Raw genomic sequence first — 20,661 nt, 5'->3', positions numbered from 1 at the left:
ACGTCCTGTCAGACTATTCTTGCTCTCAAGCAGGAGATTTCATCAATCCACCTGCCCTGCAGAGGCGCGGAAAGCGCCGGCGGCGATATATACTGCGCGCCATTCTTCAAGGGAGAGCCGTGTGGCCATCGATATTCACTGGATTCGCGACAACGATAGCCTGGCGCGCCTGTGCGCCGAGTGGCAGCAGTTGCCCTTCGTGGCCCTCGACACCGAATTCATGCGGGTCGATACCTTTTACCCGATCGCCGGCCTGCTGCAGGTCGGCGACGGCCAGCGCGCCTACCTGATCGACCCGCTGACCATCGACGCCTGGCAACCGCTGGCCGCGCTGCTGGAGAACACGGCGGTGGTCAAGGTGCTGCACGCGTGCAGCGAAGACCTCGAAGTGCTCCTGCGCCTGACCGGCAGCCTGCCGGCGCCGCTGTTCGACACCCAACTGGCCGCCGCCTACCTGAACCTGGGGTTCTCCATGGGCTATTCGCGGCTGGTGCAGGAAGTGCTCGGCATCGAACTGCCCAAGGGCGAGACCCGGTCCGACTGGTTGCAGCGGCCGTTGTCCGACACTCAGGTCAGCTACGCTGCCGAAGACGCCGTGCACCTGGCCGAAGTGTTCGTGAAGCTGCGCCCGAAACTGTCGGACGAACGTTGCGCCTGGGTGCTGGAGGACGGTGCGGAACTGGTCGCCAACCTGCGCCGCGAAACCGACCCTTACGAGGTGTACCGCGAAGCCAAGCTGGCGTGGAAACTGTCCCGCGCCCAATTGGCCGTGCTGCGCGAGCTGTGCGCCTGGCGCGAACGCGAGGCCCGGGCCCGCAACCTGCCGCGCAACCGCATCGTGCGCGAGCAGTCGCTGTGGCCGCTGGCCCGCACGCAGCCGGACAACCTCGGCGCGTTGGCCAAGATCGAAGACATGCACCCGCGCACCGTGCGTCAGGACGGCGAGTTTCTGCTTGATCTGATCAAACGCTCTGGCAGTGTGTCCCCTGACCAGTGGCCGCCGGCGATCCCCGAGCCGCTGCCGATCGAGGCCGCTGCGCTGATCAAGCGGCTGCGCGCCATCGGCCAGGCCGAGGCGGAGCGTCTGGGGATCGCGCCGGAACTGATGCTGCGCAAGAAAACCCTCGAAGCGCTGGTCAAGAGCGGCTTCCCCGAGGGGCCTTACCAACTGCCAGATTCGCTGCGTGGCTGGCGCCGCGAACTGATGGGCCAGCAGCTGCTCGACAGCCTGGCCTCCGCCGGAGAACAGCCTTGAAACAGATTTGCTCGATCTACCGCAGCCCGAAGAAAAACGAAATGTACCTGTACGTGCTCAAGAGCGATGCGCTGGAGCGGGTGCCGGAGCCGCTGCTGGCCGCGTTCGGCAAGCCGCAGCACGCCTTTGACCTGGTGCTGACCCCCGAGCGCAAACTGGCGCGCGAGGACATCGCCGTGGTGCTGGAAAACCTCGACAAGCAGGGCTATCACCTGCAGATGCCGCCGGCCGAGGACGAATACATCGAACACCTGCCCGAAGAGTTGCTGCGACGCAACGACCCGGTCTGATCCGCGGGGCCCTGTCCTGGGCCCCGGATTTCCCTGGAACTGATTTTCACGGCGATGGCTGCCACGAAGCGGGCGGCCGTCTGCACGGTTTGCGAAAGGTTTGAACATGCGCGTTCTGATTGCCGAACACGACCACGCGGTATATGCCCGACTGTTGCGTCAGGCGGCGCCCGGGCTTGAGGTGCTGACCAGCGGCGACTCCGCCGAACTGGCCCGCCAGGCCGTCGAATGCCCGGTCTGGCTGGGCCAGCCGGACCTGCTGGCGACCCTGCTGCGCCAGGGCCACCGGCCGCAGTGGCTGCAATCGACCTGGGCCGGCATCACGCCGCTGCTGGCCGATGGCCTGTACCGCGATTACCGCCTGACCCGGGCCGTGGGCATCTTCGGCCAGGTGATGGCCGAGTACGTGCTGACCTACATGCTCGGCCACGAGCGCGAAGTGCTGGCGCGGCTGGTGAGCCAGGTCGAGCGCAAGTGGGACAACCGCACCGGCCAGAGCCTGGTGGGGCGCAAGGTGCTGATCGTCGGCACCGGCGACATCGGCCAGAGCGTGGCGCAGTTCCTGCGGCCGTTCGGGGTCGAGCTGTACGGCATCGCCAGCAGCGCCCGGGAGCAGGCGCCGTTCGTCGAGGTCGGTTCGATGGCCGATCTGCCGCGCCTGGTCGGGGAGGTGGATTACGTGGTCAACCTGCTGCCGAATACCCCGCAGACCCACGACATCTACAACGCGGCGCTGTTCCGGCAGTTCAAGCCGACGGGGCTGTTCATCAACGCCGGACGCGGTGTGGCGGTGGTCGATGCGGACCTGGTGGAGGCCTTGAAGGAAGGGCATCTGGCCGGCGCGGTGATCGACGTCTGCCGCCAGGAGCCGTTGCCGCAGCGGCATCCGTTCTGGACTGCCTGGGGCCTGCTGCTGACCGGGCACAGCTCGGCGCCGACCTCGCCGCCGATGATGGTGCAGCTGTTCCTGGAGAACCTGAAGGCCTATGAGGCCGGTGAGCCGCTGCGCGGAGAAGTGGACTTCGCCCGGGGCTACTGATGCCCGATGGACGATAGGCGCTGCGGGGGCTGACCTGCCCGCGACAGCGGCGTGTGTCAGTCACCGCTGGGTGTCCGGCGGAGCGCAATCGCGAGCAGGCTCGCTCCTGCATGGGATCTGCGTCGTGCACCTGTCCCTGTGGGAGCCAGCCTGCTGGCGATGGCGTCAGTGAGGCAACAAAGGCCTCAGAGGGTGAAGTCACCCTCGGCAGCCAGCTCGCTCAGCGGACGACGCGGGCTCGGCACTTCGCGGGCCTGCAGGTACTCGGCCAGGGTGGCCTTGTCGCCCAGCTTGCCGACGGCAACGGCCGCGTGCAGCGCGTAGCCTTCCGGGATGTTCAGCTCCTTGCGGGTCAGCTCCTGGTCGAAGCCGGCCATGCCGTGGGTGTGCCAGCCGCTCAGGCTCGCTTGCAGCGCCAGGTGGCCCCAGGCCGAACCGGTGTCGAAGGTGTGCCACAGCGCCGGGGTCTCTTCGGCGGCGCCCGGTGCGGTGAAGGTGGTCTTGGAGATCACGATCACCAGGGCCGAGGCGTGCTGTGCCCAGGCACGGTTGAATTCGTTGAGCAGGCCCAGGTAACGCTCCCAGTTCGGCGTGTCGCGACGGGCGTAGAGAAAGCGCCATGGCTGCGAGTTGTAGGCCGACGGCGCCCAGCGTGCGGCTTCGAAGAAGCTCAGCAGGGTTTCCTCCGGGATCGCTTCGCCGGTGAAGGCGCGGGGCGACCAGCGGTCGGTGAACTGCGGGTGAATGGCGTAATCGGCAACGCGAGGGTTGGCACTCATCAAGAGATTCCTTGCTACGTTTGAGTAAGAGAGTCGAACCGGAACCTGGCGGGGTCAGGCGGACTGACCGATGGGGTTCCGTTGAGCCGTGCGGTTCGCCGGACGGCAACGCGGTCGAGCGTTGATGGCACCCGGGCGGGGCTTGTTGCGACAGGCAAAGCTACTTGGCCCCGGGAAAACTGACAAGCCCGGCGCAACCGGCAGTCGCCGACGCTTGGTCCGCCGGGCCTTGGGCACTAGACTGGCGGCCTTTTCACCACCTGATGTTGATGCTTGAGCCATGGCCGCCAAAGTCGAACCGTTCTGGATACGCAAAACCCTCGATCAGCTCGATCCGCAGGAATGGGAATCGCTGTGCGACGGCTGTGGGCTGTGCTGTCTGCAGAAGCTTGAGGACGAAGAGGACAACAGCGTCTATTACACGCGCATCGCCTGCAAGCTGCTGGACCTCAAGACCTGCCAGTGCAGCGACTACCCCAACCGCCGCGAATTCGTGCCGGACTGCATCCAGCTCACGCCGGGCAAGGCCGACGAGTTCAAGTGGCTGCCGCCGACCTGCGGCTACCGCCTGGTCAGCGAAGGCAAGGACCTGCCGTTGTGGCACCACCTGGTGTGCGGCGACCGTGACGCGGTGCACCACGAACGCATTTCCCAGTCCGGGCGCATGCTCGCCGAAGGCAGCGTGCCGGAAGAGGACTGGGAAGATCACCTGATTTTCCGCGCCGGATAAACCTTCACAGACTCACAAGGGAGTGGGCATGGCTTCGGGATTGCGTCGGGTGCTGGCCGCAGGCCTGCTGGTGTTGAGCGCGCCGGTGTGGGCGGCGAACAAGGTCGATCTGGATTACCGCGTGCGCCTGTTGCCGCAGAGCGATCAGGCCGAAGTGCGCCTGACCCTCGCCAAGGGCGAAGCGGTGCGCCGCCTGGATTTCGACCTGGGCGACGGCAGCCGCTACAGCGATTTCAAGGCCGACGGCCAATGGCAGCTGAGCCCGGGTAAGCAGGCCCGCGGCGTATGGCGTCCGGCGGCGGACAGCGCCAGCCTGACCTATCGCGTGCGCATCAGCCACGGTCGCAAGAGCGGCAGCTTCGACACCCGCATGACCCCGGCCTGGGCGCTGCTGCGCGGCGATGAGCTGGTGCCGCCGGCCCGGCTCGACCAGCAGGACGGCACCGAGCTGGTCGCGCGTCTGCAGTTCGACTTGCCCGAGGGCTGGAACAGCATCGAAACCGCCTGGCCGCGCATCGGCCGGAACAAATTCCGCATCGACAACCCGTCGCGCCTGTTCGACCGTCCTACCGGCTGGATGCTCGCCGGTCACCTGGGCAGCCGCCGCGCACGGCTGGGGGAAACCGAAGTCACCGTGGCCTCGCCCAAGGGCCAGGGCATGCGGCGCATGGATGTGCTGACGCTGCTGACGTTCGTCTGGCCGCAGGTGCAGGCGCTGTATCCCCAGCATCCCGGCAAGCTGCTGATCGTCGGGGCCAACGACCCGATGTGGCGCGGCGGCCTGGGCGCCCATGGTTCCGTTTACCTGAACACCCGTTTGCCGCTGGTCAGCGAAAGCGGCGCCAGCGCCCTGCTGCGCGAGTTGACCCAAGTGCTGGGCCGGATCAACGACGGGCAGCGCAACGACTGGATCAGCGAAGGCTTGGCCGAGTACTACGCCGTTGAACTGCTGCGCCGCGCCGGCGGCATGAGCGACGACCGGTATCAGGCCTGGCAGGCGAAGCTGACCACGGACAGCCATGGCGTCACCACGTTGCGCGGCGTCCAGGCCAGTCCGGCGCAGGTGGCCAAGGCCGTGCTGCTGTTGCAGGAACTGGACCGCGAGATCCGCCTCAAGACCCGCAACAAGCGCTCGCTGGACGATGTGCTGCGCGGGGCGATGCAGTCGGGGCGAGTGGATGCCCCGGCGTTCGTGCAACTGGCCGAGGGCGTGATCGGCGAGTCGTCCAGGGTGCTCGACAGCGCATTGCTCAAGTAGCGCCGCTATCGCCAGCAGGCTGTTTCCCACCCTTTCCCCTGTGGGAGCCAGCCTGCTGGCGACAGGGCCCTTCAGCTCAACCCAGATCCAGGGTCAGACCCCGGCCTTCGGGGACTTGACCGACTCGTTGCCGGTCACCGTCGCCGTGCGGGTCGCGGCCTCGGCGTTGGCCTTCAAGGTGCGCAACTCTTCGCCGGCCCGCTCGATCTTCGCTCGCACGTTGTTCATGTCCTGACGGCTCTTTTCCAGCAGGCTCTTCACGGAGCTGTGCCCTGTGAGGCCGCGGGCCATGGCCACGCCGCCGATGGCCACCTGGATCAGGCCGAACACGCCGCCCCGGCGCAGGCCCTTGCCGACCATCAGCACACCGCCGGCCAGCGAGCCGATGCGTTCCCAGCCCTGCACGTTCTGGTCGGAACGGCTCTGGAAAGGGGTGGATTCGATGCGTTCGACGCGTTTGAGTTCGCTCATGATCTGTCTCCGGGCAATGAGTGGGGATACTCAAGCTGACTGCGCAGGCCGTCGGCTTGTTCCATCGCAATGGCGACGCTTCAGCGGAATTTCGGCCCGGAGCGGGTGTTCAGGCCCTTGGCCATGCGGTCGTAGAGCACGACGTTGACCGTGGCGGCCAGGTTCATGCAGCCGGTGGTGGGGATGTACACCACGTCTTCGCACCAGTCGCGGATCTCCTTGTCCAGCGAGCCGTCCTCGGGGCCGAAGATGTACAGGGCGCGGTCCGGGTGGGTGTACTCCGGCAGGGCGCGGGCACCGTCCACCAGCTCCACGGCGACCGGCACGCAGCCCAGGGGCAGGATCTTCTTCAGGTCGTCGATGCCGATCAGCGGGATGTCGTAGTGCACGCGCTTGGTGTCGGTGACGAAATCGGCGGCGCGCTCATAGCGCTTGCCGGTGTAGAACACCGACGCCACGCCGTAGCAGCCGGCGGCGCGCATCACCGAGCCGACGTTCTCCGGTGATTTGGGGTTGAACAAACCAATGCAGCTGTACCGTTTGTCTGCCACGAGCGGGGTGCCTTCGGAAAAAATAGGGCGATTATACGGGGATTGGGGAGGAGGGGGGCAGGTTCGGGATCTGCGGCGACTGTTCCGGCCCCATCGTCGGATCGCCGCCCGGGGTAGGCCCGCTCCCACAGGGGGCGGTAGTGCACATGACACTGTGGGAGCAACTGTCTTGCTTCTGTCCTACGGCGCCTTGAATGACGCCTTCGCTGGCAAGTCGAGTCGTCGCACCGCAGCTCCCACAGGGATCTTGGTGGATGCAAAAATTGTGACCACTGCAAAACCCTGTGGGAGCGGGCCTACCCCGGGCGGCGATCCGACGATGAGGCCCGGATGGCCGACAAAGAACCTCAGTCGTCCTTCTTCATCATCCCGGCCAACGCGGCAAACGGGTTGTGGGTGGCCTTGGCGATCTTCGGCGTGCTCAGCGAGCCTTCGCCGAAGTACTGCTGGTCGGTGTAGCGCGAATGTTCGTTGTCGTGGCAGTACAGGCACAGCAGCTCCCAGTTGGAGCCGTCCTGCGGGTTGTTGTCGTGGTTGTGGTCGCGGTGGTGCACGGTCAGTTCGCTCAGGCGCTTGCCGGAGAACTCCCGGGCGCAGCGCCCGCAGACGTGCGGGTACATTTTCAGGGCCTTGTCGCGGTAGCCCATTTCCTTGTCGCGCTGGTTGTCGGCGAGGATGCGGTCCAGTTTCGAGGTGTTGGTCGGGGTCGACGAACTCATGGGTTCACCTTGGTAATAGACTAATGACGGTTACAGCAGAGTTTAGCCCAGGGCCCGCAGGATCCTGCAAGAAAGGACAGGCAGCCGGATCCGGTTGGGAGTAGCCTGTGCACAGACTCAGGCCAATACGGAGCCCTGAATGAAGCGCACCATTCTAGCGGTCATTGCGATGGCCGCAATCTCGATCCCGCAGGTCCGGGCCCAGCAGTCGGTTCCGGTGGCGCCGGCCGGCCAGCCCGGCTCGCCCGGCACGGCGACGCCCACCCCGTACCCGCAGATCAGCCCCGTGCCGATCCCCAAGACCGGAGCCGGTAGTGGCGGCCCGCCGCTGGTGCCGATCGAAATGCCCAGCCCGCCGGCCAAGGACCAGCCGGTGCCGGGAATCGAACCTGCGGTCAAGAGCAAATCCCCCGGCGGCTAGATCTGCTGCGCCGCCAACTGGCCGTCGGCCATGCGCAGGCGCTTGGAGAGCGAGACGGCGAGGGCGCGGATGATCTTGGCGGCGATCTTCGGCGCGTCGTTGAGCATCTTTTCCAGGGAGTCCTTGCCCAGGTTGAGCAACTGGCAGTCGCTCGCCGCCACGCAGGTGGCCGAGCGGCGTTCGCCGTCGAGCACGGCCATCTCGCCGAACGCACGGCCGCTGCGCAGGGTGGCCATGGTCACGGTCTGGCCGTCGCCGTTGGTCTTCTGCACCGCTACCTGGCCGCTGTGGATGATGCACATGAAGCTGCCGGCATCGCCTTCGCGAAAGATCGCCTGGCCCTCGGCCACGGTGCTGATGCTGAAGTAACCCGAGGCGGCGGCGAAGTCCGCCGGCAGCAGTTGGTCGAACAGGCCGCAGTCCATCAGCCAGTCGCGGATTTCGTTGTTGAGCAGAGTCGGTTCTGACATGTCGTCGCGGTCTTTTTTGTTTTCACGGTTTCCAGGCTTCACACAGATTCCCTGCGGGGCGAATAGGCTCGCTCCCACAGGGCTGTACGAACTATCGGCCTGCGGTGTCGGGAGTTAAGACCCGACTGACCGGCGGAGTTCCTCAGGCGATCCCCAGAACCTTGAAGACAAATGCATATTCGAGCGCTGCGTCACGCAATCCCTGATAGCGCCCGCTCATGCCGCCATGGCCGGCGCCCAGTTCGGTCTTGAGCAGCAGCGGGTTGTCGTCGGTCTTGGTGGCGCGCAGCTTGGCCACCCATTTGGCCGCTTCCCAGTACTGCACACGGCTGTCGTTGTAGCCGGCGATCACCAGCGTGGCGGGGTAGGCCTGGGCGGTGACGTTCTCGTACGGCGCGTAGGCCTTGATCCGCGTGTACACGTCCGGCTCCCCGGGGTTGCCCCACTCGTCATATTCGGTGACGGTCAGCGGCAGCTCGGGATCGAGCATGGTGTTGAGCACGTCGACGAACGGCACTTCGGCGATCGCCGCGCCGAACAGGTCAGGGCGTTGGTTGAGCACCGCGCCGATCAGCAAGCCGCCGGCGCTGCCGCCGCTGATCGCCAGTTGCGGCGAGGTGGTGAAACCCTCGGCGATCAGGTGCTCGGCGCAGGCGATGAAGTCGCTGAAGGTGTTGTGCTTGTGTTCCTGCTTGCCGGCGCGGTACCAGGCCTCGCCCAGTTCGCCGCCGCCGCGCACGTGGGCGATGGCGAAGGCCATGCCGCGTTCAAGCAGGCTCAGGCGGGCGTGGGAGAACCACGGGTCGAGGCTCGAACCGTAAGCGCCGTAGCCGTACAGGTACAGCGGCACCGGCCGGCCGAGCATTTCCCGTTTGACCACCAGGCTGATCGGCACCAGGGTGCCGTCCGGCGCCGTGGCCCACAAGCGCTGGCTGACGTAGGCGTCGGCATCGAACGGGCCGAGCACCGGGGTCTGCTTGAGCACGGCCTGTTCACCGCTGGCCAGGATCAGCTGACGCACCTGGGCCGGCCGGTTGAGGGCCTCGTAGCGCAGGCGGATGCGGTCGCTGTCGAACTCCAGGCTGTTCTGCACGTAGAGGCTGTAGGCCGCGTCCGGCAACTGCACGCGGTAGGGCGCCAGGCCTTGGGGGCGGACTTCGATGACCGGCAGGCCGCCTTCGCGCAGGCTCAGGGTCAGGGCGCCGACGTTCAGGCTCAGGCCGTCGAGCATCACCGTGTCGCTGTGAGGGATCAGGTTCTGCCAATCGGCCTCGGTCGGGGCGTGGCCGGTGTCGGGGGCGTGATACAGCGCGAAGTTGATGCCGTCGCGGTTGGTGCGGATGAACCATGTCCACTGGCCGTCGAGCTTGCCGTGATCGACGTCGTATTCGTGATCCTCGACCCGTGGCGCCAGGCAAGTGAAGGCCTCCTGCGGCCGGTTGGCGTCCAGCGCCCAGACTTCGCTGGTGGTCTTGCTGCCCAGCGACAGCAGCAATTGCTGTTCGGAACTCGAACGGTAGCAATGCAGGAAGAAGCGCCCGTCCGGCTCGTGGAACACCTCTTCGGCGGCGGTGCCGTCCAGCCGGTAGCGCATGAGCATGTGCGGGCGGTGGGTGTCGTCGAGCACGCCGAAGAACAGGGTCAGGCTGTCGTTGGCCCAGGTCATGCTGCCGTCGCAGTCCTCGAACGCCAGTTCGCTGACCTTGCCGTTGGACAGCTCCTTGACGAACAGGGTGTAGATCTCATCCCCCGAGGCATCGACGCTGTAGGCCAGGCGCTGATGGTCCGGGCTGACGCTGAACGCGCCGAGGGAGAAGAACCCGCCGTTGGCCAGGGCGTTGGGGTCGAGCAGCAGCTGTTCGCGGCTTTCGTCCAGGGTCAGGCTGCCGTCGGTCGGCCGCGGGCAGCGGTAGTGGCGGGCGTATTCGTCGCCGGCGGTGGTGCGGGTGTAGTACAGGTACGGGCCCCAAGGGGAGGGCAGCGACAGGTCGGTTTCCAGGATGCGGCCCTTGATCTCCTCGAACAGGGTTTCGCGCAGGCCTTCCTGATCGGCGGTCTGCGCCTGCTGGTAGGCGTTTTCGGCCTTGAGGTAGTCGAGCACCGCGTCGGTGTCGCGCTCCTGCAGCCAGGCGTACGGGTCGGCTCCGGGGGCTCTGCGGGCGATCGGGGCGCTGAGGGCGTTGACGGATGCGGGCATGGAGGGCTCCAGGGCAAGATTCGGAAAGAGGGTGTTCGCAGGCCGGGACGGCATGGCCGATCCCGTGGGGCCAGCCAGACAGCATCGACGCCGAATGCGCCGGCCTCGTCGCCGGCAGGCCGGCTCCCGCAGGCTGCATGTCTTTTGGGGCAAGCCGGCCGTGCGAAAAGCCGTTACTATAAGCGCCTCTTTGCCTGCCTTGCCATGGACACCATGACCGAGAACGACTATCTGATCGCCTGGGGCCTCTACGCCTTCGCCGCCTTGGGCTGCCTGCTGGTGTGGATGCGCATGACCCGCTGGATGTGGCGCTGGCTGCGCGAGCCGCTGCGGCTGCTGGTGGCGGTGCTGCTGTTCGCGCCGACCATCATCGACCCGGTGAAGGAAAAATACGCCCCGGCGGTGGCCATCACGGCGCTGGATCTGCTGTTCAAGGTCGGCAACAACGCCTTTCGCGCGATCTCCGAGCTGCTGATGTACGCCATGATCGCCTTCGGCATCTACCTGATCTTCGTGCTGATCCGCTTCCCGATCGAACGGGCCTCAAACGCGCGCAAGGAACAGGCCGAAGCCGCCCGTGCCGCGGCCCGCGCCGAAGACGAGCGGGACGCCGGCCAAGCCTTCGGCGGCGCCGGCGACGACCGCTACGGCCGTCCGCCGTTGCCGGGCAACCCGCAGCGCATGCGGGTCGAGCCGCGTCTGTAGCCACGGGAACCTGCACATGTGTGAACTATTGGGCATGAGCGCCAACGTGCCGACCGACATCGTGTTCAGCTTCACCGGGCTGATGCAGCGCGGCGGCCGCACCGGCCCGCACCGCGACGGCTGGGGCATCGCGTTCTACGAAGGGCGCGGGCTGCGGCTGTTCCAGGATCCGGCGGCCAGCTGCGAATCGGAAGTCGCCAACCTGGTGCAGCGCTACCCGATCAAGAGCGAAGTGGTCATCGGCCACATCCGCCAGGCCAACGTCGGCAAGGTCTGCCTGTCCAACACCCACCCGTTCGTCCGCGAGCTGTGGGGGCGCAACTGGTGCTTCGCGCACAACGGCCAGTTGGCGGACTTTGCGCCGGCGCAGAGCTTCTACCGCCCGGTCGGCGACACCGACAGCGAGGCGGCGTTCTGCGACCTGCTCAACCGCGTGCGTGCCGCGTTCCCGGAACCGGTCGACATCGAAGTGCTGCTGCCGGACCTGGTGGCCGCCTGCGCCGAGTACCGCGGCAAAGGCGTGTTCAACTGCCTGCTCAGCGACGGCGACTGGCTGTTCTGCTATTGCTCGACCAAACTGGCGCAGATCACCCGGCGCGCGCCGTTCGGCCCGGCGCGGCTGAAGGACGTCGACGTGATCGTCGATTTCCAGGCCGAAACCACGCCCAACGACGTGGTCACGGTGATCGCCACCGAACCCTTGACCGAAAACGAAACCTGGACCCGCTACGAACCGGGCCAGTGGAGCCTGTGGCGGCGCGGCGAATGCGTCAGCCAAGGCAAGACCGAATAAGGATCCTGCGATGTTGCTCAGTTATCTGCGGCTGGTGTTGTTTGCGGCGGGCCTGTTGGTCGGTGTCCAGGTGCCGGGGTTCATCAACGACTACGCCAAACGGGTCGAGGCCCACCTGATCGAGGCGCAGACCGGCCTGCGCGGCTTCCAGGGCACCGCCGAGCAGTTCTTCAAGGGTGACCTGCAGGCGCTGGTCGCCCACTACCGCGCCAGCGAAGACCCGGTGTTCCGCAGCGACGCCGACAGCCTGAGCACCTTGCTCAACCGCCAGCTCGCGCTGGACAAGCAGTATCAGGCGATGCAGGGGCCGTGGTACATCCGCTTCCTGCAAGTGGTGCTGGCCGCCGATCCGGACATCCGCAAGGAAACCTGGAACGGCTACAGCTACCAGATCCTGTTGACCCCGGAGGCGATGATCTGGGGCATGGGCGGGGCGATGCTGCTGTCGTTCGGCCTGGAATGCCTGTTCCGCCTGATCGACTGGGTGGTGCTGGGCGGCAAGCGCCTGCGCCAGAGCCGGCCGATCGAGGAACGCGACCTGCGCGGCCTCTGACCTGACTGCCCCACGCCCAGCGTGGGGCAGTCATTTCGACAGGACGATGTAACCCTCGCCCACCTTGCGCGCATACGCCTCCAGCACCTGCTGGCACAGGGTCACGATGTCCTCGACCCATTCCACCCCGATCCGCCACGACACCACCACCTGCAGGTCCTGCGGCCGCTGCGCGATGTCGAGCAGGGTCAGTTCTCCCCGCGCCAGTTCCTCGGCCACCAGCACCGGCGGCAGGGCGCCGATGCCGAAGCCGTCGCGCAGCAGGCGGGTGATCGCCGACACCGAGTTCACGCAGTTCAGCCGTGGCGCCGGCACGCCCTCGGCCTGCATCAGCGCGAGGATGTCCTGGTGGGGGCGGGAGTTCTTCGAGTAGGTGATGATCCGCTCCTGCGCCAGGTCCGCCAGGCCCGTGTAGTCGCGGTTGTAGATCGATTGGCTGGCGACGATCCAGCCGACCGGATGGCTGGCCAGCGCCAGGCTGCGCACGCTTTCCTGGCGCACCAGGTCGGTCTGCAGGATCAGGTCGAGAAAACCCTTTTGCAGCTGATCGCAGAGGTTCAGCGACGTATCCGCCACCAGCTCGATTTCCACCCGGGGGTACAGGTCGGTCATCTGCGCCACCAACGGGCTGAGCCAGGTGTGGATCACCGTGTCCATCACGCCGATGCGCACCCGGCCGACCTTGCTGGAGCGGGTTTCGATCGACTGCTTCAGCGCCTGCATCGTGTCGAGCATCCGCTCGGCGTATTCCAGCACCTTCAGGCCTTCGGGCGTCAGGCTGACGCCCCGGGAGTCGCGCACGAACAGTTTCACCCCGAGTTCGCCTTCGAGCACCGCGATGCGGCTGGAAATCGAGGCCTGGGTGGTGAACAGCTTGTCGGCGGTCAGGCGAAAGCTCTTCAGGCGGGCGACCCAGACAAAGGTCTCGAGAAACTTCAGGTTCATGGGATCAAATTTTTCTTATGGCTAGGGCGGGTTTTTATTCGTTGGACGCAGCAGGGCGGTGCGCCCAAGAATCGGCGCATGCGGTTCCCACGATAGGCGTCGTCGGGACTACGAACAAGACCAATAAAAGCCTGCGGAGACTTGCCATGAGTGCGCCCGACACCCTCGATCACCCCAAGACGGCGGCCCGCCCCGGCCCCTTCGACTGGTACCGCAACATCAACAAGCAAGAGCGTCGCACCTTCTGGAGCTGCAAGATCGGCTACGGCCTCGACGGCATGGACACCCAGATGCTCAGCTTCGTGGTGCCGACCCTGATCGCGATGTGGGGCATCACCACGGGCCAGGCCGGGCTGATCCACACCAGTACCCTGATCGCGTCGGCCATCGGCGGGTGGGTGGCGGGGATCCTCTCCGACCGCATCGGCCGCGTGCGCACCCTCCAGCTGACGGTGCTGTGGTTCGCGTTCTTCACCTTCCTCTGCGGCTTCGCCCAGAACTACGAGCAACTGCTGATCGCCCGCACCTTGATGGGCTTCGGCTTCGGCGGCGAATGGACCGCCGGCGCCGTGCTGATCGGCGAAGTGATCCGCGCCAAGGACCGCGGCAAGGCGGTGGGCATGGTGCAGTCGGGCTGGGCCTTGGGCTGGGGGCTGACCGCGATCCTGTATGCGCTGCTGTATTCGGTGCTGCCGGCCGAAGACGCCTGGCGGGCGCTGTTCATCCTCGGCATCGTGCCGGCGGTGTTCGTGGTGTTCGTCCGCCGCCTGGTGAAGGATCCGGAGATCTACCGCGAAGCCAAGGCCGCGCAAACCCCGCAGAACCCGTCCAGGTTCTATGAGATCTTCGCCCCCGGCATGCTCTTCACCACGCTGCGCGCCTCGCTGCTGACCACCGGTGCGCTCGGCGGCTACTACGCGATCACCTCTTGGCTGCCGACCTTCCTGAAGAACGAGCGCGGCCTGAGCGTGCTCGGCACCGGCGGATACCTGGCGATGGTGATCGTCGGTTCCTATGCCGGCTATGTGATCAGCGCCTATCTGACCGACCTGCTGGGGCGCAAGAAGAACTTCATCCTGTTTGCGGTGGGTTCGTTCACCATCGTGCTGCTCTACACGCAGATGCCGGTCAGCAATGGCGTGATGCTGTGGCTGGGCTTTCCGTTGGGCTTCTTCGCCTCGGGGATCTTCAGCGGCATGGGCGCATTCCTCACCGAGCTGTTCCCGACCCGCATCCGCGGCTCCGGCCAGGGCTTCTGCTACAACGTCGGCCGGGCGCTGGCGGCGCTGTTTCCTTTGCTGATCGGCCTGCTCAGCCAGAAGGTGCCGCTGAGCCTGGGCATCGGCGCCTTCGCGGCGGTGTCCTATGGCGTGGTGATCCTCGCGGCGCTGAGCCTGCCGGAAACCCGCGGCAAGCAACTGGACGCACAGTAACTGATAACCTGCGGGGCGCTGCCTGACGGCAAGCGTCCTACGGCAGAAAAAGATCAAAGCTACAGGAGTGTTCAACGTGAACCGCCTGCTATTGAATTGCGACATCGGCGAGAGTTTCGGCAGCTGGACCATGGGGCTGGACGCCGAAGTGATGCCCTTCATCGACTGCGCCAACATCGCCTGCGGTTTCCACGCCGGCGATCCGGGCATCATGCGCAAGACCGTGAGCCTGGCCCTGAGCCACGGGGTGAAGGTCGGCGCGCACCCGGCCTATCAGGACCTGGTGGGGTTCGGCCGGCGTTCCATGGCCTACAGCGCCCAGGAACTGCAAGACATCCTGCATTACCAGATCGGCGCCCTCGACGGCATCTGCCGCGCCCAGGGCGGGCGGGTGAGCTACGTCAAACCCCATGGCGCGATGTACAACGACATGATGGCCAACCCGGCCCAGCTGCGGGCGGTGATCCAGGCCGTGGCGGCGTACGACCGTGCGCTGCCGCTGATGCTGATGGCCACCCGTGACAACTCGGCGGCGCAGCAGTTGGGTGACGAGTACGGCGTGACGCTCTGGTTCGAAGCCTTCGCCGACCGCGCCTACGACAACGCCGGGCGGCTGGTGTCGCGCCAGTTGCCCGGCGCGGTGCATCACGATCCTGAAACGGTGGTGCGGCAGGCGCTGACCATCGCCCGCGGCGAGTCCCTCGTCGCCAGCGACGGCTCGGATCTGCTCCTGCACGCCGACACCCTGTGCGTGCACGGCGACAACGCCGCTTCCGTGGCCGCCGTGCAGCGCATCCGCCAGGCCTTGGACGAGCAGGGCGCGTCATGAACCCACGGGTGGAAGTGGTGGCGCTGGATTGCCTGATGGTGCGCCTGTTCGATGAGATCGCCGAGGCCAACATGCCTTGGATGCTGGCCGCCGGCGAGCGGTTGCGCGCAGTGTTCGGTGATTGCCTGATTGATCTGGTTCCGTCCTACACGACGCTGATGGTGCATTACGACCTGACGGCCCTGAGCCCGGCCCAGGCGCGGGAGCGGATCGCCGAAGCCTTGACCGGGCTGTCGCCGAACACGGGTTCCGCGGGCCGCTGCCATGTGCTGCCGGTCTGGTACGACCTGAGCGTCGGGCCGGAGCTGAGCTTGCTGTCCCGGCGCAGCGGGTTGACGGTGCAGGAGGTGATCCGCCGCCACAGCGCACGGGAATATCAGGTGTTCGCCCTCGGTTTCGCCCCGGGCTTCGCCTTCATGGGGCTGGTGGAAGAGGCGCTGGCGGCGCCGCGGCTGGACACCCCGCGCAAGAAGGTCGCCGCCGGCAGCGTCGGTATCGCCGAGCGCCAGACCGCAGCGTATCCGGCGGTGTCCCCCGGCGGCTGGAACCTGATCGGCCGTACCCCGGCCAGGCTGTTCGACCGCGACCGAGACGGCTACAGCCTGATGCAGCCCGGCGACACCGTGCGGTTCGAGGCGGTGAGCCATGCCGAGTTCATCCGCCTCGGCGGTGACGACACGCCACTGGAGGCCCTGGCATGAGCCGATTGTTGATCGAAGCAAGCACACCGCTGTGCCAGTTGCAGGATGCGGGGCGGTTCGGCGTGCGCCATCTGGGCGTGACCCAGGGCGGCGCGGCGGACTGGCGCTCGATGGCCTGGGCCAACTGGCTGCTGGGCAACGGGCTTGACCGGCCGGTGATCGAGATCACCCTCGGCGGCTTTGCCGTGGTGGCGCAGCACGACTGCGTGCTGGCGCTGGCCGGGGCCGACCTCGGCGCCCGTATCGACGACGAGCCGCTGCTGCCTTGGCGCAGCTTCACCTTGCGTCGGGGGCAGACGCTGCAGTTCACCCAGCCGCTGAGCGGCGCCCGCGCCTATCTGGCGGCGCCCGGCGGTTTTGCGGCGGCGCAGGTGCTGGGCAGTTGCTCGACGGTGGTGCGCGAAGAACTGGGCGGCCTCGAGGGCAGGGGATTGCCGTTGGCCAAAGGCGCGCTGCTGGACTGTGACGATGCGACTTTGCCGGTGCGTGAAGTGCCGCTTGAGCATCGGCCGGACCTGGCCCTGAAGGCACCGCTGGACCTGGTGCTGGGCGCGCAGATCGGCGAATTCAGCGGGCAGAGCCTGTTCGATGCGTTCAACCGTGCCTGGACGCTCGACAGCCGGGCCGACCGCATGGGCATCCGCCTGCTGGGCACGCCGTTGCAGTACCAGGGCCGGCCGATGATTTCCGAAGGCATTCCGTTGGGCGCGGTGCAGGTGCCGCCGGACGGCCAGCCGATCGTGCTGCTCAATGACCGGCAGACCATCGGCGGTTACCCGCGCCTGGGCGCGTTGACGCCGTTGGCGCTGGCGCGCCTGGCGCAATGCTTGCCGGGGGCGCAGGTGCGGTTGCGGCCGGTGGTGCAGGACACCGCGCACCGTGAGCAGGTCGAGTATCTGCGGCGCTTCGTCGAACGCTGAGGGCTTTGTCGGCAGGTGCCGTTGGCGGGCAACTGTCGCGGCGTCATCACCGACGCCATCGCCAGCAGGCTGGCTCCCACAGGTTTCGTGGCGTACGCAAGGTTCGTGAACGGCCAGAACCTCTGTGGGAGCCAGCCTGCTGGCGATGGTGACCGTCCGGGCGACGAAGTCATTTGGACAGGAAGCGCATCCCTTCTTCCAACCCGCGCAACGTCAGCGGATACATCTGATCCTCGATCAGGTCGCGCACGATGTTGGTCGAGGAGGTGTAGCCCCAGGTGTCTTTTGGATAAGGGTTGATCCAGATGAGCTTCTTGTACTTCTCCATGAAGCGCTGCATCCACACGTAGCCCGGCTCTTCGTTCCAGTGCTCGACGCTGCCGCCGGCCTGGGTGATCTCGTAGGGCGCCATGGCGGCGTCGCCGATGAAGATCACCTTGTAGTCGGCGCCGTACTTGTGCAGCAGGTCCATGGTCGAAGTGCGCTCGGAGGTGCGGCGCATGTTGTTCTTCCACACCGACTCATAGATGAAGTTGTGGAAGTAGAAGTACTCCAGGTGCTTGAACTCGGTCTTGCAGGCCGAGAACAGTTCCTCGCAGATCTTCACATGGGCGTCCATCGAGCCGCCGATGTCGAACAGCAGCAACAGCTTGACCGTGTTGCGCCGCTCCGGACGCATCTGGATGTTCAGCAGGCCGGCGTCGCGGGCGGTGTGGTCGATGGTGCCGTCGATGTCCAGCTCTTCCGCCGCGCCCTGGCGGGCGAACTTGCGCAGGCGGCGCAGGGCGACCTTGATGTTGCGGGTGCCCAGCTCCACGGAGTCGTCAAGGTTCTTGTACTCGCGCTGATCCCAGACCTTCACGGCCTTGCCCTGGCGCTTGCCGGCGTCGCCGACCCGGATGCCCTCGGGGTTGAAGCCGCCGGAGCCGAACGGGCTGGTGCCGCCGGTGCCGATCCACTTGTTGCCGCCGGCGTGGCGTTCCTTCTGTTCTTCCAGGCGTTTCTTGAACTCTTCGATCAGCTTGTCCAGGCCCCCGAGGGACTGGATCTGCGCGCGCTCCTCGTCGGTCAGCGAGCGTTCGAATTCCTTGCGCAGCCAGTCTTCGGGAATCAGCGCCTGGAGGTGGTCGTCGAGCTTCTCCAGGCCGTTGAAGTAGGCGCCGAACGCGCGGTCGAACTTGTCGAAATGGCGCTCGTCCTTCACCAGGATCGCCCGGGACAGGAAGTAGAACTCGTCCATGTCGGCGAAGGTCACGCGCTGCTTCAGCGCGTTGATCAGGTCCAGCAGCTCGCGCACCGACACCGGCACCTTGGCTGCGCGCATTTCGTTGAACAGGTTGAGCAGCATGGCGTCAGCCTCTTAGCGGGTGCCGCGACGGCTCATGAAGGCCAGTCGCTCAAGCAGTTGCACGTCCTGCTCGTTCTTGACCAGGGCGCCGGCCAGCGGCGGGATGGCCTTGGTCGGATCGCGCTCGCGCAGCACCGCTTCGCCGATGTTGTCGGCCATCAGCAGCTTGAGCCAGTCGACCAGTTCGGAGGTCGAGGGCTTCTTCTTCAGGCCCGGCACCTTGCGTACGTCGAAGAACACGTCCAGCGCTTCGCTGACCAGGTCCTTCTTGATGTCCGGGTAGTGCACGTCGACGATCTTCTGCAGGGTGGTGCGGTCGGGGAAGGCGATGTAGTGGAAGAAGCAGCGGCGCAGGAAGGCGTCCGGCAGCTCTTTCTCGTTGTTGGAGGTAATGATGATGATCGGGCGCTTCTTGGCCTTGATGGTCTCGTCGATCTCGTAGACGTAGAACTCCATCTTGTCGAGTTCCTGCAACAGGTCGTTGGGGAACTCGATGTCGGCCTTGTCGATCTCGTCGATCAGCAGGATCACCCGCTCCTCGGACTCGAAGGCTTCCCACAGCTTGCCTTTCTTCAGGTAGTTGCGCACGTCGTGCACCTTGTCCACGCCCAGCTGCGAGTCGCGCAGGCGGCTGACCGCGTCGTACTCGTACAGGCCCTGGTGGGCCTTGGTGGTGGACTTGATGTGCCAGGTGATCAGCTTGGCGCCGAACGACTCGGCCAGTTGCTCGGCGAGCATGGTCTTGCCGGTGCCCGGTTCGCCCTTGACCAGCAGCGGCCGCTCCAGGGTGATGGCGGCGTTGACCGCCAGCTTCAGGTCATCGGTGGCGACGTAGGCCTGGGTGCCTTCGAACTTCATCTGCAAATCCTCGAACGGTGACGCCGGCCTGAACGGGCAGGGCGGGACGAAAAAACGGATGGCCCGACTATAACGCGCAGCCCGGCCGACTGTGAACGCAGACGGCGTATTCAGTCTCTGAATGGAGCGTCACATGTTGACTCGGTTTCGGCCGATGGATGGCATCGGCGACGGTTGCTTGGCCGGTCTGCCTTTGTGGCGAGGGAGCTTGCTCCCGCTGGACTGCGCAGCGGCCCCGTCAGTCGCCCGCATCGGGTTTCGGCCGTTCATACCGGGCATTGAACGCCTGGATGAAGCCGTTGCGCAGGATCTGCAGAAACGCCTCGAACGCACTGATGTCCTGGCGGTGGACGCTGCCGTTGAGTTCGACGCGGGTGGCGAACTGGTTCTTGCCCTGGTTTTTCAGCACGGTTTCGGTGCCGCCGACCAGCGCTTCCCAGATCGAGCGGAACAGGCCCTTGTTCTTGTCTTCCACGTCCTGCTGCCAATTGAACACGTCGACATCGCGCAGCAGCGGCTTGATGTAGCCGCTGAGCCGGGCCTTCTCGGCCCGGGCCTCGATCACCACGTCGCCGTGGCCGGCGTTGAAGTCGAACTTGCCGTAGGCCGAGGCGAAGTCGTTCAGGCGCCTGAGTTCGATGTCCCGGGCGCGAAGGCGGAACTCGAAGTCTTCGAAGTTGCTCAACGGATCGAACATGGCCAGGGTTTCCAGCGGTGCGTGGCCCAGCAGCAGGGCCTTGCCGTCCAGGCGGGCGTCGCGCTTGCCTTGGGTGTCCGCCACGTTGGTCAGGTTGCGCACGATGGCCTGGACGTGGGTGGCGCTCATGTCGACCGGTGGCTTGGAGTTGAAATTGCGAAAGCGGATGCGTCCGTCGTCGATCTGCACTTCGTCGAGGGTGATCGGCAGCAGCTTGCCCAGTTGGGCGCGCCAGTCGGTGCCCTGGCCGGTCTGGGAATTCTGCTTGTTGGCCCCGCCATCGACGAAGTTCACTTCGGGTTTGACGAATTTGACCCGTGCCACCACCGCATGGTCGTGCCACAGCGAACGCCAGCTGACCGACAGGTCGATCAGCGGCGCGTCGACGAACGGCACCGGCACCTTGCCCGTGACCTTGACGATCTTCAGGCCATTGATCTTGTAGGCGCCGCGCCACAGGGCGAGGTCGACGTCGGTGATCCGGCCGCGGTAGTCGCCCATGTCCGCCAGTTTGTCGTTCAGGTAGTCGCGCACCAGCCAAGGCAGGGCGACGTGCAGGGCGACCAGCAGCGCCACGACGGTGGCGAACGTCCACAGGGGCCAGCGGTAGCGACGTTTCATGACGGCATTTTCCGCAGGGTTTAAAGCGATTGACTGCTGCCCGCCGCAGTCGTTCGACCGGGTCGGGACGGGCTGGAC

At 66.0% G+C, this 20,661-nt stretch carries 23 protein-coding genes; 13 read left to right on the top strand and 10 right to left on the bottom strand.

Translation table 11 applies throughout. From position 1 onward, the window contains the following. Window positions 1-121 precede the first annotated feature (121 nt). The 3 genes from rnd (at window position 122) to CAG29_RS09405 (ending at window position 2,584) form a co-directional block, all read left to right on the top strand. On the top strand, window positions 122-1,255 hold the full coding sequence (gene rnd, locus CAG29_RS09415) for a ribonuclease D (protein ID WP_085585081.1): 1,134 nt from the start codon (window positions 122-124) through the stop codon (window positions 1,253-1,255). Further along, a complete protein-coding gene (locus tag CAG29_RS09410) occupies window positions 1,252-1,545 on the top strand; it encodes a YcgL domain-containing protein (protein ID WP_085585079.1) in 294 nt (97 codons plus the stop codon). The genes rnd and CAG29_RS09410 overlap by 4 nt, the downstream gene beginning before the upstream one ends. Window positions 1,546-1,651: 106 nt before the next feature. Continuing rightward, entirely contained in the window at window positions 1,652-2,584 is a 933-nt protein-coding gene (locus tag CAG29_RS09405; protein WP_085585077.1) for a D-2-hydroxyacid dehydrogenase, read from the top strand. Window positions 2,585-2,769: 185 nt separating this feature from the next. On the opposite strand, the gene CAG29_RS09400 is transcribed toward CAG29_RS09405, so the two are convergent. Beyond that, entirely contained in the window at window positions 2,770-3,363 is a 594-nt protein-coding gene (locus tag CAG29_RS09400; protein WP_085585075.1) for a nitroreductase family protein, read from the bottom strand. 280 nt (window positions 3,364-3,643) lie between these two features. Between CAG29_RS09400 and CAG29_RS09395 the strand changes: the two genes are divergently transcribed. Together CAG29_RS09395 and CAG29_RS09390 are read left to right on the top strand one after the other, a co-directional pair. Further along, window positions 3,644-4,093, top strand: a complete 450-nt coding sequence (locus CAG29_RS09395) for a YcgN family cysteine cluster protein (protein WP_085585073.1) — start codon at window positions 3,644-3,646, stop codon at window positions 4,091-4,093. Window positions 4,094-4,121: 28 nt separating this feature from the next. Beyond that, window positions 4,122-5,351: a hypothetical protein gene (locus CAG29_RS09390; RefSeq protein WP_085585071.1), complete on the top strand. Its 1,230-nt coding sequence runs from the start codon at window positions 4,122-4,124 to the stop codon at window positions 5,349-5,351. Between the two features lie 93 nt (window positions 5,352-5,444). Here the strand turns inward: CAG29_RS09390 and CAG29_RS09385 are convergent, their stop codons facing one another. The 3 genes from CAG29_RS09385 to CAG29_RS09375 form a co-directional block, all read right to left on the bottom strand. Continuing rightward, window positions 5,445-5,822, bottom strand: a complete 378-nt coding sequence (locus CAG29_RS09385; protein WP_085585069.1) for a DUF2892 domain-containing protein — start codon at window positions 5,820-5,822, stop codon at window positions 5,445-5,447. 80 nt (window positions 5,823-5,902) lie between these two features. Further along, window positions 5,903-6,373: an RNA methyltransferase gene (locus tag CAG29_RS09380; RefSeq protein ID WP_085585067.1), complete on the bottom strand. Its 471-nt coding sequence runs from the start codon at window positions 6,371-6,373 to the stop codon at window positions 5,903-5,905. Between the two features lie 347 nt (window positions 6,374-6,720). Beyond that, window positions 6,721-7,092 (bottom strand): YajD family HNH nuclease, encoded by a 372-nt coding sequence (locus CAG29_RS09375; RefSeq protein WP_085585065.1) that lies wholly within the window; start codon window positions 7,090-7,092, stop codon window positions 6,721-6,723. 139 nt (window positions 7,093-7,231) lie between these two features. On the opposite strand from CAG29_RS09375, the gene CAG29_RS09370 reads away from it, so the two are divergent. Further along, window positions 7,232-7,513, top strand: coding sequence for a hypothetical protein (locus CAG29_RS09370; RefSeq protein WP_085633040.1), 282 nt, complete (start codon window positions 7,232-7,234; stop codon window positions 7,511-7,513). Here CAG29_RS09370 and CAG29_RS09365 read toward each other — a convergent pair. Together CAG29_RS09365 and CAG29_RS09360 are read right to left on the bottom strand one after the other, a co-directional pair. Continuing rightward, on the bottom strand, window positions 7,510-7,983 hold the full coding sequence (locus CAG29_RS09365) for a cyclic nucleotide-binding domain-containing protein (protein WP_085585257.1): 474 nt from the start codon (window positions 7,981-7,983) through the stop codon (window positions 7,510-7,512). The two genes, CAG29_RS09370 and CAG29_RS09365, sit on opposite strands and share 4 nt — an antisense overlap. 142 nt (window positions 7,984-8,125) lie before the next feature. Beyond that, window positions 8,126-10,180, bottom strand: coding sequence for a S9 family peptidase (locus tag CAG29_RS09360; protein ID WP_085694309.1), 2,055 nt, complete (start codon window positions 10,178-10,180; stop codon window positions 8,126-8,128). A 204-nt stretch (window positions 10,181-10,384) separates the two neighbouring features. Here CAG29_RS09360 and CAG29_RS09355 point away from each other — a divergent pair, with 204 nt between their 5' ends. The 3 genes from CAG29_RS09355 to CAG29_RS09345 are packed head-to-tail and all read left to right on the top strand — an operon-like array spanning window position 10,385 to window position 12,231. Further along, window positions 10,385-10,885, top strand: a complete 501-nt coding sequence (locus CAG29_RS09355) for an MFS transporter (RefSeq protein ID WP_085585255.1) — start codon at window positions 10,385-10,387, stop codon at window positions 10,883-10,885. Between the two features lie 16 nt (window positions 10,886-10,901). Next, complete coding sequence (locus CAG29_RS09350) at window positions 10,902-11,678, top strand: class II glutamine amidotransferase (RefSeq protein WP_085585059.1); 777 nt, start codon at window positions 10,902-10,904, stop codon at window positions 11,676-11,678. Window positions 11,679-11,688: 10 nt separating this feature from the next. Beyond that, on the top strand, window positions 11,689-12,231 hold the full coding sequence (locus tag CAG29_RS09345; protein ID WP_085694307.1) for a DUF2937 family protein: 543 nt from the start codon (window positions 11,689-11,691) through the stop codon (window positions 12,229-12,231). A 30-nt stretch (window positions 12,232-12,261) separates the two neighbouring features. Here CAG29_RS09345 and CAG29_RS09340 read toward each other — a convergent pair whose 3' ends face one another. Next, window positions 12,262-13,176, bottom strand: coding sequence for a LysR family transcriptional regulator (locus CAG29_RS09340; RefSeq protein WP_085585055.1), 915 nt, complete (start codon window positions 13,174-13,176; stop codon window positions 12,262-12,264). A gap of 146 nt (window positions 13,177-13,322) precedes the next feature. Here CAG29_RS09340 and CAG29_RS09335 point away from each other — a divergent pair, with 146 nt between their 5' ends. The 4 genes from CAG29_RS09335 (at window position 13,323) to CAG29_RS09320 (ending at window position 17,059) form a co-directional block, all read left to right on the top strand. After that, window positions 13,323-14,609, top strand: coding sequence for an MFS transporter (locus CAG29_RS09335; RefSeq protein WP_085585053.1), 1,287 nt, complete (start codon window positions 13,323-13,325; stop codon window positions 14,607-14,609). A 76-nt stretch (window positions 14,610-14,685) separates the two neighbouring features. After that, window positions 14,686-15,438: a 5-oxoprolinase subunit PxpA gene (locus CAG29_RS09330; protein WP_085656176.1), complete on the top strand. Its 753-nt coding sequence runs from the start codon at window positions 14,686-14,688 to the stop codon at window positions 15,436-15,438. After that, window positions 15,435-16,139, top strand: a complete 705-nt coding sequence (locus CAG29_RS09325; protein WP_085656157.1) for an allophanate hydrolase subunit 1 — start codon at window positions 15,435-15,437, stop codon at window positions 16,137-16,139. Before CAG29_RS09330 ends, CAG29_RS09325 begins: the two co-directional genes overlap by 4 nt. Continuing rightward, the gene (locus CAG29_RS09320) at window positions 16,136-17,059 is read left to right on the top strand and encodes a biotin-dependent carboxyltransferase family protein (RefSeq protein ID WP_085656158.1); all 924 of its coding nucleotides are present in this window, start codon (window positions 16,136-16,138) and stop codon (window positions 17,057-17,059) included. The genes CAG29_RS09325 and CAG29_RS09320 overlap by 4 nt, the downstream gene beginning before the upstream one ends. 169 nt (window positions 17,060-17,228) lie before the next feature. Here CAG29_RS09320 and CAG29_RS09315 read toward each other — a convergent pair whose 3' ends face one another. The 3 genes from CAG29_RS09315 to CAG29_RS09305 all read right to left on the bottom strand — a co-directional run bounded on the left by CAG29_RS09315 (window position 17,229) and on the right by CAG29_RS09305 (window position 20,583). Further along, window positions 17,229-18,407, bottom strand: coding sequence for a VWA domain-containing protein (locus CAG29_RS09315; RefSeq protein WP_085585044.1), 1,179 nt, complete (start codon window positions 18,405-18,407; stop codon window positions 17,229-17,231). 12 nt (window positions 18,408-18,419) lie between these two features. Further along, the gene (locus CAG29_RS09310; protein WP_085585042.1) at window positions 18,420-19,265 is read right to left on the bottom strand and encodes a MoxR family ATPase; all 846 of its coding nucleotides are present in this window, start codon (window positions 19,263-19,265) and stop codon (window positions 18,420-18,422) included. 238 nt (window positions 19,266-19,503) lie between these two features. Continuing rightward, a complete protein-coding gene (locus CAG29_RS09305; protein WP_085694305.1) occupies window positions 19,504-20,583 on the bottom strand; it encodes a DUF748 domain-containing protein in 1,080 nt (359 codons plus the stop codon). Window positions 20,584-20,661 lie beyond the last annotated feature (78 nt).

Source organism: Pseudomonas sp. B7(2017) (genome assembly GCF_002112745.1).
GTDB lineage: Bacteria > Pseudomonadota > Gammaproteobacteria > Pseudomonadales > Pseudomonadaceae > Aquipseudomonas > Aquipseudomonas ekonensis.
The sequence above is the reverse complement of the archived record's forward strand: the minus strand, read 5'-3'. Positions and strand labels throughout refer to the sequence as shown.

Excerpts from the sequence above, each read along its gene's own strand:
- CAG29_RS09405 (WP_085585077.1), top strand. The coding sequence starts at position 1,652 with ATGCGCGTTCTGATTGCCGAACACGACCACGCGGTATATGCCCGACTG.
- CAG29_RS09400 (WP_085585075.1), bottom strand. The coding sequence starts at position 3,363 with ATGAGTGCCAACCCTCGCGTTGCCGATTACGCCATTCACCCGCAGTTC.
- CAG29_RS09395 (WP_085585073.1), top strand. The coding sequence starts at position 3,644 with ATGGCCGCCAAAGTCGAACCGTTCTGGATACGCAAAACCCTCGATCAG.
- CAG29_RS09390 (WP_085585071.1), top strand. The coding sequence starts at position 4,122 with ATGGCTTCGGGATTGCGTCGGGTGCTGGCCGCAGGCCTGCTGGTGTTG.
- CAG29_RS09385 (WP_085585069.1), bottom strand. The coding sequence starts at position 5,822 with ATGAGCGAACTCAAACGCGTCGAACGCATCGAATCCACCCCTTTCCAG.
- CAG29_RS09375 (WP_085585065.1), bottom strand. The coding sequence starts at position 7,092 with ATGAGTTCGTCGACCCCGACCAACACCTCGAAACTGGACCGCATCCTC.
- CAG29_RS09370 (WP_085633040.1), top strand. The coding sequence starts at position 7,232 with ATGAAGCGCACCATTCTAGCGGTCATTGCGATGGCCGCAATCTCGATC.
- CAG29_RS09365 (WP_085585257.1), bottom strand. The coding sequence starts at position 7,983 with ATGTCAGAACCGACTCTGCTCAACAACGAAATCCGCGACTGGCTGATG.
- CAG29_RS09360 (WP_085694309.1), bottom strand. The coding sequence starts at position 10,180 with ATGCCCGCATCCGTCAACGCCCTCAGCGCCCCGATCGCCCGCAGAGCC.
- CAG29_RS09355 (WP_085585255.1), top strand. The coding sequence starts at position 10,385 with ATGGACACCATGACCGAGAACGACTATCTGATCGCCTGGGGCCTCTAC.
- CAG29_RS09350 (WP_085585059.1), top strand. The coding sequence starts at position 10,902 with ATGTGTGAACTATTGGGCATGAGCGCCAACGTGCCGACCGACATCGTG.
- CAG29_RS09345 (WP_085694307.1), top strand. The coding sequence starts at position 11,689 with ATGTTGCTCAGTTATCTGCGGCTGGTGTTGTTTGCGGCGGGCCTGTTG.
- CAG29_RS09340 (WP_085585055.1), bottom strand. The coding sequence starts at position 13,176 with ATGAACCTGAAGTTTCTCGAGACCTTTGTCTGGGTCGCCCGCCTGAAG.
- CAG29_RS09335 (WP_085585053.1), top strand. The coding sequence starts at position 13,323 with ATGAGTGCGCCCGACACCCTCGATCACCCCAAGACGGCGGCCCGCCCC.
- CAG29_RS09325 (WP_085656157.1), top strand. The coding sequence starts at position 15,435 with ATGAACCCACGGGTGGAAGTGGTGGCGCTGGATTGCCTGATGGTGCGC.
- CAG29_RS09320 (WP_085656158.1), top strand. The coding sequence starts at position 16,136 with ATGAGCCGATTGTTGATCGAAGCAAGCACACCGCTGTGCCAGTTGCAG.
- CAG29_RS09315 (WP_085585044.1), bottom strand. The coding sequence starts at position 18,407 with ATGCTGCTCAACCTGTTCAACGAAATGCGCGCAGCCAAGGTGCCGGTG.
- CAG29_RS09310 (WP_085585042.1), bottom strand. The coding sequence starts at position 19,265 with ATGAAGTTCGAAGGCACCCAGGCCTACGTCGCCACCGATGACCTGAAG.
- CAG29_RS09305 (WP_085694305.1), bottom strand. The coding sequence starts at position 20,583 with ATGAAACGTCGCTACCGCTGGCCCCTGTGGACGTTCGCCACCGTCGTG.